Source organism: Arthrobacter sp. H14, assembly GCF_000520495.1.
In the GTDB taxonomy this organism is placed as follows: Bacteria; Actinomycetota; Actinomycetes; order Actinomycetales; family Micrococcaceae; genus Arthrobacter_C.
Genome location: NZ_KI914670.1, coordinates 6,263 through 19,952 on the forward strand (window position 1 = coordinate 6,263; position 13,690 = coordinate 19,952).

The window sequence follows — 13,690 nt, forward strand, 5'->3', positions numbered from 1 at the left end:
ACCCCGCCAGCGTCGCCTGGCACGCCGTCGCACGTGCAGGGAAAGTGGCGGGAAAGCGGGTGCTGGTGATCGGATGCGGACCGATCGGGTGCCTGGTCATCGCCGTCCTCAAACGTGCCGGTGCCGGGGAGATAGTCGCCGTCGATATGCACGACAAACCCTTGGAAATTGCCCGCGCCGTTGGAGCAACCTCAACGCTGCTGGCCACCGATGCCGACGCGGTTGCCGCCGTCGAAGCCGATGTTGTGGTGGAGTCCTCTGGAAACCCACGCGGCCTGTCCTCTGCCATTCGGGGAGCCATGCGCGGAGGCCGGGTGGTGATGGTGGGTCTGCTGCCCGGCGGTGAGCAGCCGGCGCTCATTGCCACCGCAATCACGCGCGAACTTGAGCTTGTCGGGTCCTTCCGGTTCAACGATGAGCTGGACGAGGTGTTGGAAGCCATGGCGGATGGGTCCCTGATAACGGCGCCGATCGTCACGCACGAATTCGACATCGACGATGCGCTAGAGGCATTCGAGATCGCCAAGGAGCCATCTCGGTCGGGCAAAGTGCTGCTTAGGTTCTAGCCACCCACGAAGAACAGGATCAAAAATGGACTCGAAAATCGAGCTTGTTGCCATCCCCGTGACAGACGTTGACCGCGCGAAAGCCTTCTACGTCAACCAGGTCGGGTTCCATCCTGATCATGACCACCGGGTCAGCGACGAGATCCGTTTTGTTCAACTGACACCGCCTGGCTCAGCTTGTTCCATTGTGCTGGGAAACGGCATTACTGACATGAAACCCGGCTCGCAGCTCGGCGTGCAGATCGTCGTTCCCAATGCCTCCGAGGCGCGGCAACACATCGTCGACAACGGCGTGGAAGCGAGCGAAGTCGACGAACAACCGTGGGGACGCTTCGTCTATTTCTCGGATCCGGACGGAAACACTTGGAGCCTGCAGTAGATCCCAGGGCGGTAAGCGGTAGCCATAGCTGGTATCGGTGGCCGGGGTATGCCGGTGTCCCGGTAGCCGGTAGCCACCACTCGAGAAATAGTTATCCACATTCTCTTTGATCCACTCGTACTAGAACTGGTGTTCGAATAGACTGGGTACATGGACATCATCGGCGAGCAGGGCGAAGTTGTGGGAGGACTTTATCCCGCTCCTGACCGGTACCTGCTCGGTCCGCATTACAACCACCCTCGCGGAGAATGCACCTGGAAGTGCACCGGACCGCAGCTTTTCCGGCTCCAAGAACCGTCGCACCGGGACCCGCTTGAAGAGGCGGCCTCAGCTGCAGAATCGTCCGTTGCCGAACTCATCTACCGTGAGTACGCGAAGCGTATCGGCCACGAGCACGCTATCCAGGCCCTCGGGGACACATCATGGATGTTGCCGTGGTTCCGGGCCGAGAACACCCCGAAGAAGGCGCGGCTAAAACGTAAAGCCAGGATGAAAGCGGCGTTGCCTCCGCAGAAATACCTCGACCGGCAACTCACGGAACTGGACGGCGGCGGCGCTGAGGCCAGCGGCGGCGCAGGGAGGGATTCGGAGGGTGTGGGTCGAGCTCCGGATGCGGAGGGACTCAGCGAACGGGCCGCCCGCTGGTCCGCCGCCAGCGGACCCGAACTGGCCTCCATGATCGCTGACGTGGAATTCGCTTCCCTCGACGATACTGAAACGATCGAGTACCTCAAAGCCGCCTCCCGACTTGCAGCCTGGGCCGAGTCCCGCCGCATCGGTGCTATGCACCGGTTCACCGAACATCGCCCCAACATGGGAGACGAGTCCGGCAACTCCGAAGTTTTCAGCCGCTACGCGGGCGGGGAGATCTCCGCGGCCCTGAGCATCTCCCCAGGCAGTGGCAGGCACCAGCTGGGCCAATCCTGGTTCATCTACAAGCATCTTCCCGCCTCCTACACTGCCTTGAGTGACGGCAGGATCAGCCTCGCGCATGCTCGTATGATTATGCGGAATTGCCCACCGGCCAACGCCGATGACACCGCCCAGTATGAACACGAACTCCTCGATCTCTGCGAAGGACTCAGTCCCGCCCAGCTCGATAAGCAGGCCATGCGGGTCAGCAACGATATTAATCCGACCAGCCTTGAAGAACGCCACCAGACCGTCCGGAAAAGCCGCAACGTCAATTTCACACCACAACCCGACGCGATGATGGAGATCTACGCGTACCTGCCAGCCGTCGAAGCCGCTGCCATCGAAGATCACCTCGAACGCACGGCCCGTTCCCTGCAGGCTCCTGACGAGTTCCGCAACCACACACAGCTCAAGGCCGACGTCTTCACCGACCTGCTCCTCGGGAAGCACACAGCCAACGGGCCCCGGCCACGCGCTAAAGTCCTCGTGACCATCCCGGCACTGACGCTGATGGGCCACTCGGACCAACCAGGCGATCTCGAAGGCTACGGACCCGTCCCAGCCGACGTTGCCCGCAGGCTCGCCGGTGAATCGAATAGCTGGTACCGGATCCTCACAGACCCATTTACGGGATCAGTCCTCGCCTACGGCCGCAAACACAAGAAACCACCCGCAGATTTGAAACGGCTGTTCCGTGCCCGCGATGGGCACTGCAGATTCCCTGGCTGCAATCGAAAACCAGTTGGTTGCGATATCGACCACACCAAAGCCCGCGAAGACGGCGGACTCACCGATCACGATAATTGTGCCCATTTATGCAAAGCCCACCACAAAGCAAAGCATGAGGGTGGATGGAAGCTCGAACAACTCCGTGCCGGCATCCTGAGCTGGACCGCGCCCACAGGTCACGTCTACAAAACCAGACCCGACTACACGAGCAAACCAGTCGCACCATTCGAACCAATCGAACCAGTCGAACCAGTCGAACCAGACAACGTACCGCCTCCCTCCTGACTTTGATGCGATCGGGCGTCAAGGACCGTAGATCGCCGAACCGGAATACTCCTGACGGGCTACCGATCCAGGCTCAATATGCCCTTTATCACTTTTCCGCACGCTTTTCCATGTTTTAACCCAAAGTGTTGACGGAGCGTTAGGCGTCCCTGATAGTGAGGAATACCACCCCTGGGCGAGGACGCCCGTCGAAACGGAGGCATTGTGAACCGCAGATCGTTAGTAGCCAGCAGAAAAAGGAGCGGCCTCGTTTCAGCGATTGTGGCGGGATTGCTCCTTTCGACCGTGGGGGCAGCGAACGCAGATACGCAGCCTTCTGCTCCGTCCGCTGAAACTGACATTGACGCGATGATCGCCGGCATGACTCTCGACGAGAAAATCGGCCAAATGACATGGACACACGTCTACGGGTCCTCGGCAGATGACACATCAATGGCGGCGAGTAATCAGGCGCGCTACGGCGTGGACACACCGGCACAGGTCGTAGAGAAGTACGACCTCGGGGGCGTCCTCTATTTCGCGTGGTCGGGCAACACCGATAACCCAACCCAGATCGCGGGGCTTTCCAACGGTCTCCAGAAAACCGCACTGGGAGAGGACGGCGATGGCATTCCGCTGGCCATAACTATCGACCAGGAAGGCGGCCTCGTCGCACGCATCGGTCCGCCGGCAACCGTGCTCCCCGGCAACATGGCGCTCGGTGCCACCTTTGACCCGAAACTGGCGCATGCGCAGGGTGAGATTCTCGGCTCCGAGTTGCGCGCAATGGGGATCAACGTCGATTTTGCCCCCGTGCTTGACCTCAATTCCAATCCAGATAACCCCGTCATTGGGATTCGCTCCATGGGTGAGGATCCCGACGTCGTCAGTGCACTCGGCGTCGAACAGATCAACGGTTTACAGCAGTACGTGGGCGCGGCGGCGAAGCACTTTCCAGGCCACGGTGACACATCCGTCGACTCGCATTATGGATTGCCGACCGTCACCTATGACCGCGAGACGTTGAACAAGCATCTGGAACCGTTCCAGGCTGCAATCGACGCGGGTGTGGACATGGTGATGACGGCCCACATCATCGTCGAAGCCATTGACCCCGACATGCCGGGCACGCTCTCCCACAAGGTGCTCACCGGGTTGCTTCGTGACGAGATGGGCTTCGAGGGGGTTATCACCACCGACGCACTCGACATGGCGGCGATGGCCGACGAATGGACGCAGGAAGAGATCGCAGTGATGGCCATCCAGGCCGGATCCGACATCCTGCTCAACTCCCCCGACGTCGATGCCTCGTTTGCTGGCGTCCGCGCCGCCGTCGCGGCCGGCGAAATTACCGAAGCCCGTCTCGACCAGTCTGTCCGCCGCATCCTTGAGTGGAAGGTCGAGCGCGGGGTGTTCGAGAAACCTCTGGCCGATCTCGATGAGGTCGCCGTCGTCGTCGGTAATGCCGATCATCTTGCCACCGCCGACCTGATTTCTGATCGTGCGGCCACCCTGCTGCGCAATGAGGAAGACACCCTGCCGCTCGCCCCGGGCAGCTCAGTACTTATGGTCGGCGCTGGTTCCGGCTGGCCTGAACTCATGGGACCGATGCTCGCCGATCAGGGATTTGCCGTGACCGAAGACTACGAAAACGGATCCTCTCCATCAGCGGAGTACCGGGCGCGTGCCGTTGCGGCTGCTGAAGGTGTTGATGCTGTCGTATTCACTTCCAACAATGCGACTGGCAACGCGGCTCAGCAACAAATGGTCGCGGAACTGACGGCGACTGGGACACCTGTCGTTGTGGTCGCAACCCGGAATCCGTACGACATCAGCGTCTTCCCCAAAGCCGATGCCGTCATCAACAGCTACGGCGTTAAGAAGGTGAACTTCCACGGGACTGTGCGTGCCATCGCCGGAGAAATAAACCCGAGCGGAAAGTTGCCCGTCAACATCCCTGAGGCCGACGGCGACGGCGTGCTCCTGCCTTTGGGCTTCGGTTTGGATTATGGCATCAAGGCGACGCCCGGGGATGTTGTCTTCACCGATCGGCCGGGGCGGGGTCAGGACACCTATACAGTTCCTGCAGCCGAGGGCGTGGATTACCTCCTTGATGGCGAGATAGTCGAGGCAGGTACCTACCGGAAGGCACAGACTGTTTCCATCACGGCAGTAGCCCAGGAGGGGTACTACTTCGATGACGCGGTCACCAGCTGGTCCTACACATTCACGACCGGCATACCCGGTCAGGACGTCCCATCCGGGGACGCTCGTCAGTAACAGCTGACCACCGCGGGATTGGCAAGCCGCGAAGAAGGGATTGGCAACGTCTGAAGAGGCGTTGGCAATCCCGCAAACAATGACTCGATGAAGTACAAGCGTTTCAACAAACCGCACTTTGAAAGGCGCACATCCATGGCTTTAAACCGCAGAGATCTGATCAGCGCAACCGGACTTGGCGCAGCCGTTGCGGTGGCTGCACCGTTCGTATCCGGGGCTGCCGCTCAATCGCCATCAGGCCAGAAGAAGGGCGCTGGCGGGACGGTGATCAATGGCGCTGATGTGGCAGCTGCCGATAACTGGAGAATTTTCAACGGACGCAAGGTCGGCATCATCACCAACCCGACAGGTGTGTTGAAAAACTTCCGCTCGATCGTCGACGACATGGCCAGCCAGGACGTCGATGTACGCGCCGTCTTCGGTCCTGAACACGGATTCCGGGGGACGGCACTGGCAGGAGACAGCGAAGAAACCACAGTTGATCCGCGAACAGGAATCATTGTCTACGATGCCTATGGTGCGCAGGCCGCAGACCTTGCCGCCTTCTACCGGGACTCCGGAGTCGATACGGTGTGCTTCGACATCCAGGACGTCGGCGCGCGGTTTTACACCTATATCTGGACGATGTGGGAAGCGATGCAGGCCGCTTCACAAACCGGTGCTGGCTTTGTCGTGCTCGACCGCCCAAACCCGATTGGCGGCCAGGCACGCGGACCGGTGTTGCAAGACGGATTCCAATCGGGGGTTGGAAAACTCGGCATTGCGTTGCAGCACGGCATGACCGTCGGTGAACTGGCCAGGTATTTCAACGCCGTGCATTTGCCGGAGGCCGGCCTTGAGCCAATCAGAGACCTCCAGGTGGTCGAGGTACAGGGTTGGCACCGCGAAATGACCGGACCCGATAACCGGGCATCGTGGGTCATGCCGAGTCCGAACATGCCGACGCCGGAAACGGCGACGGTCTATCCCGGGACTGCATTGTTTGAGGCGACGAATATGTCAGAAGGGCGCGGGACGACGCGTCCGTTCGAACTGGTCGGTGCTCCCTACGTTGACTACCGGTGGGCCGAAGCGATGAACAGCAAGCGGCTGAAAGGTGTCGAATTCCGCGAAGCCTACTTCGCGCCGACCTTGTCGAAGAATCGTGGCCTGGTGTGCGGTGGTGCGCAGGTACACATCCTGGATGCAGACAGCGTCGGGGCGGTCGAACTCGGTACGCATATGATCGTCGAGGCCAAACGGCTGTATCCGGAATTCGATTGGCGCGGCGATGACGGTCGTTGGATGGATTTGCTAAGCGGATCTGCCCGTTTCAAGGAGCAGGTCAATGCTGGCAAGAGCGCCGAGACGATTATTGGAGCCTGGCAGGACGAGCTGCAGCAGTTCATACGCGATACGCGGGAGTTCCTCGTCTACGGTGGGCCGCGATCTTGAGGCAGCTTCTCACCGGCGTGGTAGCTGTAACGATCGTAAGTGTGGTGCTGAGCGGAGCCGGCGGAATGGCGCGCGCCGCCGAGCCTTCTAACGGCCAACACGATAATGGGCGTGAAATGGGCGCCGAGCGGAGCACGGCCGGTCAATTCGACATGCCTCTCGACGGCTTCTCGCCGTCAAACACCCGGCTGAAGGAGGCGAACCCGAGTTCAGTCGGGTTGGATGAGTCAGTAATTAGTGCTGCCTGGGAACAGTTGGACGCGTACGCGAACCCCGTGAATTCTGAGACCAAACCGCTGTATGCATCCGCCGTAGGCCTGATGGCGCACCAGGGGCGGATCGTCTCAACGCACGCACATGGATTCTCCCGGCTGTACGCCGATGGAGATGGTACGAAGTTGCCCGAGGCCGAGCGGATCAGAGCAACCGAGGACACCATTTATGACATGGCGTCCGTGACGAAACTTTTCACTTCTCTGCTAGTCATGCAACTGGTCGAAGAAGGAAAAATTGACCTTGATCAACCGTATTCCGATTATGTCCCCGAGTTCGGGAATAACGGTAAAGAAAACATCACCCTCCGGCAGATGCTCACCCATACGTCTGGGCTAAAGCCGTGGCTGCCGCTGTGGAGTGCGTATGACACTGAAGAAGAACGCATTCAGGCAGTGATGGAAACAACGCCGGACAAAGAACCTGGATCCGCCTATGGTTACAGCGACCTCAATCTGATCGCGCTGGGCATATTGGTTGAGAAGGCCACTGGGAAGCCACTTGACCGCGCCCTCGAGAACAGGATCACGGATCCGCTCAAACTGGTCGATACCGAATTCAATCCCCCGAAGCATAAGTTGCGTCGTATCGCGGCGACTGAGGATCAATCAGCCGCTGGTCGTGGGATGGTGTGGGGAGAAGTTCACGACGAGAACGCCTGGAGTCTCGGTGGTGTCGCCGGGCACGCGGGGATTTTCTCGACTGTAAGCGATATGGCGATTTTGTCGCAGACGTTGCTGAACGGTGGCATTTATGATGGCCAGCGCATTTTGGAGCAGAACACTGTTGAGTTCCTGCTAACGAATCAGAACGAGGCCTTCCCCGGAAACGCTCACGGTCTCGGGTTCGAGCTGGATCAGATGTGGTACATGGGCGGTCTTGCGAATGAAGGCGCTGCGGGCCACACCGGGTATACAGGAACGTCGATCGTCATTGATTACAAATCGCGTTCGTTCGCGATTCTGTTGACGAATGCGGTGCATCCCAACCGTAGCTGGGGTTCGACCAATCCAGCCCGCAGGACCGTAGCTGATGGATTAGCGGGCGCCCTCGGAGTCTTCCCCCGGAAGGGCCGCACTGAATGGTCCGGCGGTGCCGACAATAACTCGGAGAACACCTTGCAGACCAGCGTGACCGTCCCGGGCGGTGCGGCACTGTCTTTCGACGTCTTCGCCGACAATGAGGAAACGGATACTTTCGCAGTCGAGACGTCTGCTGATGGCGGTAAGACGTGGACGTTATTGCCGTACACGGTACGGACCGGTTCCAAGGACCATGGTGAGACTGTCCGCACAAACGGCACCTACAATAACCGCGGTGAACGTACGTGGGGCAAGGCGACTGCTGAGTTGCCAGCAAGCGGGCAACACTTGATCCGGTGGCGGTACACTACGGACGCCAATACCCTTGGACGTGGTGTTTTCGTGGACAACATTCAAGTGAAGACCGGGAAGATGACCGTTCTTGATGGGGAAAAGGGTGCCTCTGTATTCGTCGCTGACGGCTTCGTCGAAGTGCGCCGCTAGCACCCCTCCATTGATTTCAGTCCGGAGTCCGTTCATGGGTCATCGAGGTGACGAATGGCGGATGGGTCAGCAGGATTGTTTCATCGTGCGCTGCTTCGATCGCGAGTTGCAAGGCCCCGTCCACGGAACTGCCCGCGGCTTCGACAAGGTGCACGTCCGGGCGGAGCCGGGTCAGCTCTTCCTCGAGGGATTTCCGCAGCTGGGATGAGGTGCTGAAGAGGCCACCGACCAGGGCCAGCTGTGGTGGGAGTCCGGCTGGAAGCGCCGCCGCTCCGGTGTGGGCGAGCTCGACGCCGGCCTGGCTGAAGATGGAGAGTGCTTCGCTGTTGCCGTCCGCAGCGAGTTCCGCCATATCCGGCACAAAGGAGGCGAGGATCCCGGACCGGTCGTTGCGGGTATAGACGTCCTTGATCAAACGCTGGTGGGTGCCAAAGCGTTTCCGCAGCCGGTCCAGCAGTGCCGGTGAACCGCCAACCCTCCCATCAATTGCCCTCATCGCGGCGTCCAGTCCACGCTGTGCGATCCACGCTCCCCCACCGGCGTCTCCAAGCAAATGTCCCCAGCCGTCGACCCGGTGCCAAACTTGGTCAAAATCCGTCCCGAGGGCCACGGCCCCGGTGCCGGCGGCGAGCACGGCACCGGGCGCCCTTCGGAGGGCACCGATATGGGAAGTCAGCATGTCCGAGGCGACGATGGTGCTGGTCGTCTTCAGCCGTTCTGCCAGGGAACGGTGCAGCCCCACGCTGTCCTTGAGCAGCTCCATCAGGCTCGCCGAGCCCACCGCGACGGCATCGATCGTGCCCACGCCGGCGGCACTCGCCGCGGCCCGGGCAAGATCCTCGACCTGGTCCAGCAAATCGACAACCATCACGCCGTCGGTACCAATCTGCACGCCGCGGCCCTCGCGCGTTACCGAAGTGCCGGGCTGATCGAGGCGGACGACGACGGCGCGGCAGCCCGAGCCGCCGATGTCGACGCCGCAGACGCCGCGGACTGGTTCATCCGGTTCAGGCATGCGAACTCCCGGAGTGCATGTTCGCGACCGTTTCGCGTGTCATTTGGATGGAGGCGCTGGTGGTCTCGAAGGTTTTCTGGGTGAGCGAGACGAAGAGGCAGTCGACGACGAACAGCTGGCCGATCCGGCTGGAAAGCGCTCCGGGGCGCAGTCCCCGTTCATGTCCGGCGGCGATCAGCGAATAGTCTGCCTTCCGAGCGAGGGTCGACCGTTCCGAACCGGTCAGTGCCACCGTTACCGCGCCGGCGTCGCCTGCGACATCGAGCACATTCAGCGATTCGTGCGTTTCGCCGGAGTGGGACACGATGAGCGCAACGTCCTGGTCCTTGAGCAGCGTCGCATCGGTCACGGCCAGGTGGATGTCGCTGGGCGATGAGCAGATGAACCCGGCACGCGTCAGCTTGTGCTGAAAATCCGCAGCCACCAGGCCGGAGGCGCCAATGCCGAACGACAAGATTCTGGACGCCCGGGTGATGGCCGCCGTCACCTGATCGATCGAGTCCGGGTCGAGGTGGGCGGCGGTTTCGCGAAGCGCCTGCTGTTCGGCTTCGGCCAGCTTGGCTATGACGACGTCGATGGCGTCACTTTGGGAGACGTTCCCCGTCACGACTTGGTGGTTCGGTTGCCGGCGGCCGGACGCTGCTGCCAGGGCAAGCCGCAACTGCGGATAACCGGCAAAGCCGAGGCTGCGGGCGGCACGGACAATCGTTGCCTCGCTGACGCCGGTCGTCTCCTTGAGGTCGAGCACGGTCGAGCGGGTGACCTTGTCTGGATCGTCGAGGATGAGGCGCGCCACCTTGGCCGCGGCAGGGGAAAGAGAGGGCAGTGCTGCGCGGATCCTGGCCGATATTTCGTCAGGGTCCTGGGTGTCCGTTGTCATCCCTTGAGCGCGCCTTCGGTCATGCCCTTGGTGATGTTTCGCTGGAACACCGCGTAGATCACCATGATCGGGATGATCGCGATCGACAAGCCTGCGAACAGGGCGCCCCAGGCGTTGGTGTACTCGGCTTCGTTCGCCAGCAGGTCCATGGCCACACCCAAGGTGTTCTTCTCGTCGGTCTGCAGGAAGATCAGTGCCATGAAGTACTCGTTCCAGTACATCACCGCGTTCATGATGGAGGCGGTGATAATTCCGGTGGTGACAAGCGGTGCGACGATCTTGAACAGGATGCCGTACTGCGACATTCCGTCGATGGCGGCAGCTTCTTCAAGGTCTTTGGGCACACCGCTCAGGAAACTGCAGAGGATGAACACCGTGAAAGGTACCTGCGTGACGGCGTAAATCAGCGACAGCGCCAGCAGGTTGTCCAGCAGCTGCAGCTCCAGAAGCAGGAAGAACAACGGAATCCAGCCCAGCACCATAGGGATCATCATCGAGGCCAGGTAGACGTTGAAGAGTACCTTGCTGCCCTTGAACCTGACGCGCTCGATGGCGTAGGCGGTGGGCAGGGACAACAGCAGGCACAGTGCGCAGCCGAGCACGGTCACCAGCAGGCTGTTGAAGAAGCTCTGCCCGATGCCGAATTCGGTCCAGGCCTGAACAAAGTTGCCAAAGTCGAATGACTCCGGCAAGGCCCAGGGAGAACGGAAGATCTCGCCGTAGTCCTTGAAGGCGCCGAGGAACATCCAAATGATCGGATAGATGACCAGTACGGCCCAGACAATCAGGGGTATCCGGGCAAGCGTTTGAATGAGTGCTTTTTTCATCAGGATTCACCGGTCATTTCTAGAGCTCGACCCGATCGCGGCGCAGCACCAATTGCAGGATGGCAACGGTGGCCAGTGACAAAACGAGGATCATCATGCCGATCGCGGCGCCGTAGCCGAAGTGGAACTGCTCGAATGCCTGTTCGTAGAGATACGATCCCATGACCTCCGTCGATTTACTGGGGCCGCCCTCGGTCATGATCTGCACAATGATGAACGAGCCGTTGAGAGTGGTGATGACAATGTAGATGATCGAGACCCGGATCTGCGGCCAGATCATCGGAACGGTAATTCGCCAGAACTGCTGCCAGTCCGAGGCGCCGTCGAGGTCGGCTGCTTCGTAAATGCTCTTCGGCACGCTCATGATGCCGCCCATCAGCAGCAGCATGAACAGGCCGATACCTGCCCAGACCGATGGCAGCACGAGACTTGGCAGTGCCCAGTCCAGGCTGCCCAGCCACGGTCTGGTCCAGCTCTCCAGACCGATGGCTTCAAGGCCCGAGTTGATCAAGCCGGCGTCGGGGTTGTAAATGAAGCGCCAGAGGATGCCGATGATGACCACCGACATGATGTTCGGAAAGAAGAAGACAATCCGGTAGAACGGTGCTTCCTTGATCCGCAGCTGCGTCAGCGCAACCGCGAAATAGGTGGCGATGACCATGATGCCGATGACCTTGGTGACGACCAGGAAGTAGTCGTGCCAAATGGTCGCGGGGATGACTTCGTCGTTGAGCAGCTGTTCGTAGTTGGCCAGACCGACGAACGTCTTGTCGACGCTCAGCCCCGACCATTCGAAGAACGATAGGTACAGGCCGTTAACCAGCGGATACAGGGTAATCAGCGCGAAGACGGCCAGGGTCGGGCCCAGGCAAAAAGCAAGGAACCAAAACCGTTGCTTTTTCGACTGCACCATGGTGCGGTCTCCTCAAAGTTGGACGTGGCAAAAGCAGGCAGGTGGAGGGACGCTCGCCCTCCACCTGCCTGGTTTGTTACTGGCTGTTTCGGTACTGCTCCGCGATCGAGGCGGCTTCGTCCGTGAACTGTTCAACGCTGGTTTCGCCCAGCAGGAACTTGACCAGCGCATCGCCGATCGGCAGTTCCATGTCCGAACTCATCGGGTGGTTCTTGTGGTGAACATCCACTTCCCCGGAGTTGATCAGTTCGTTTGCCTGCTTCAGGTATTCCGGTACGTTCGGCTCCTCGGACAGGTCGACGCCCTCAATGTTGATGAGCGCGCCGGACATCTCAGCGAAGGACTTTGCGTACTGCTTCTGGAACGCGAACTCCGCGAATGCCTTGGCTGCCTCGGGGTTCTCCGCCTGCTCCGCAATTGCCATGCTTCGCAGGTCCGGGACCAGCACCATCGGGTCGCCTTCAGCGTTCATCGGGGACGGAATGAATCCGAACTCGAATCCTTCAGGCGTGTCGTTGGCCATTTCGTTGGGCAGCCAGAACCCGACCGGGATGTAGGCGTTGTCATGCTGCAGGAAGTTCGACTGCGACTGCGTGTGGCTCAGTCCCGCGAAACCCTGGTCGACATAACCGGCGTCGACCATTTCCTTGACGCGGTTCATGACGGTCATGACGCCGTCGCTCTTCCAAACGCCTTCTTCACCATCGATGACGGCGTTGAGCAGCCTGTCGCCGCCGGCGGATGCGAAGGCGGGGTAGAGCACGCCACGGGAGAAGTAGTAGGGGTACTGACCGGTCGTGATGAACGGTGCGATCCCTTCGTCCTTCTGGATCTGTTCCATCGAGTCCATCCAGCTCGGGAAGTCCTTCGGAACGTCCCAGCCGTTCTCGTCGAACCAGGCCTGGTCGTACCAGGTGCCCCAGGTATCGAAGATGAGCGGCAGGCTGTAAATCTTGCCGTCATACTCGTCCGGCGGAACGATGAAGCTGTCCGACAGCGACGTGCCGTCGGGCATTTCCACGCCGCCGATCCACTCGGTAATGTCCATCAGCTGGCCATCCTCGACCATTTGGGTCTGGCTGATGCCGGCGCCGTCAATGTAGACGACGTCGGGCGGGTCGCCGGAGATCCAGCGCGTCTGCATTTCCTGGTTGATGTTCGGTCCGGAGTGCTGTTCGACCGTGACGTCCGGGTATTCCTTCTCGAAGTCGGCAATCACCGTCTTCCACCACTCGTCGCCATAGCCGCCGACGAAGTACTGGATTTCCAAGGTGCCGGATACTTCTCCGTCGGCGCTGCCGCCGCCACCCTCGCTCCCGCCTTCACCGGTCGAGCCCGAGCCACAGCCGGCCAGCATGCCCAGCACCGCAACGGATGCCAGTACACCGGTAAACCGGCGGTTCTGTAGTTGCTTCACGGTCCTACTCCTCTGATCTGAATGTGAATCCTCTGACGGCCCGGAACGCCCTTCGGAACCGCCAGTCAGTGCGCCACAACACCGTTGCTGTGCCGCTGGTTGCGCCGCTGCGCCTTGATGAAAATATATTTCGTAGTTCAGGTAATGCTTGAAAGCTATTAGCATGGCCGAAGAGTGTCAAGCATGACGCGCATCACGATTTGGACAAGTCGCTAGACTGTCTCGGCTTTCTGGCGCAAAGCATCGCGAACGTGTCCGCCGCAAAGAGCAAG

Annotated in this window: 11 protein-coding genes; 6 read left to right on the forward strand and 5 right to left on the reverse strand. The window is 60.3% G+C overall.

Annotation, left to right across the window (positions count from 1 at the left end):
• From Y707_RS26625 to Y707_RS26640, 6 genes are all read left to right on the forward strand, one after another.
• Positions 1-566, forward strand: a 566-nt coding sequence (locus Y707_RS26625; RefSeq protein WP_035782009.1) for a zinc-binding dehydrogenase, incomplete at its 5' end; no start/stop codon positions are given.
• Positions 567-591: 25 nt separating this feature from the next.
• Positions 592-945, forward strand: a complete 354-nt coding sequence (locus Y707_RS0115745) for a glyoxalase superfamily protein (protein ID WP_026535799.1) — start codon at positions 592-594, stop codon at positions 943-945.
• Positions 946-1,095: 150 nt separating this feature from the next.
• Positions 1,096-2,874, forward strand: a complete 1,779-nt coding sequence (locus tag Y707_RS29120; RefSeq protein ID WP_051442093.1) for an HNH endonuclease signature motif containing protein — start codon at positions 1,096-1,098, stop codon at positions 2,872-2,874.
• Positions 2,875-3,234: 360 nt separating this feature from the next.
• A complete protein-coding gene (locus tag Y707_RS26635; protein WP_253905208.1) occupies positions 3,235-5,133 on the forward strand; it encodes a glycoside hydrolase family 3 protein in 1,899 nt (632 codons plus the stop codon).
• Positions 5,134-5,268: 135 nt separating this feature from the next.
• A complete protein-coding gene (locus Y707_RS0115760; protein WP_026535800.1) occupies positions 5,269-6,567 on the forward strand; it encodes an exo-beta-N-acetylmuramidase NamZ family protein in 1,299 nt (432 codons plus the stop codon).
• A gap of 65 nt (positions 6,568-6,632) precedes the next feature.
• Positions 6,633-8,366 (forward strand): serine hydrolase domain-containing protein, encoded by a 1,734-nt coding sequence (locus Y707_RS26640; protein ID WP_081744931.1) that lies wholly within the window; start codon positions 6,633-6,635, stop codon positions 8,364-8,366.
• Positions 8,367-8,382: 16 nt separating this feature from the next.
• Here Y707_RS26640 and Y707_RS26645 read toward each other — a convergent pair whose 3' ends face one another.
• From Y707_RS26645 to Y707_RS0115790, 5 genes are all read right to left on the reverse strand, one after another.
• A complete protein-coding gene (locus tag Y707_RS26645; RefSeq protein WP_051442095.1) occupies positions 8,383-9,381 on the reverse strand; it encodes an N-acetylglucosamine kinase in 999 nt (332 codons plus the stop codon).
• Positions 9,374-10,261, reverse strand: coding sequence for a MurR/RpiR family transcriptional regulator (locus Y707_RS26650; RefSeq protein ID WP_035782012.1), 888 nt, complete (start codon positions 10,259-10,261; stop codon positions 9,374-9,376). Before Y707_RS26650 ends, Y707_RS26645 begins: the two co-directional genes overlap by 8 nt.
• Positions 10,258-11,088 carry a carbohydrate ABC transporter permease gene (locus Y707_RS0115780; protein WP_026535801.1) on the reverse strand — a complete coding sequence of 277 codons (831 nt, stop codon included), beginning with the start codon at positions 11,086-11,088 and terminating at the stop codon, positions 10,258-10,260. The genes Y707_RS26650 and Y707_RS0115780 overlap by 4 nt, the downstream gene beginning before the upstream one ends.
• Positions 11,089-11,107: 19 nt before the next feature.
• Entirely contained in the window at positions 11,108-12,001 is an 894-nt protein-coding gene (locus Y707_RS0115785) for a carbohydrate ABC transporter permease (RefSeq protein WP_026535802.1), read from the reverse strand.
• Between the two features lie 76 nt (positions 12,002-12,077).
• A complete protein-coding gene (locus Y707_RS0115790) occupies positions 12,078-13,418 on the reverse strand; it encodes an extracellular solute-binding protein (protein WP_026535803.1) in 1,341 nt (446 codons plus the stop codon).
• Positions 13,419-13,690: the final 272 nt, after the last annotated feature.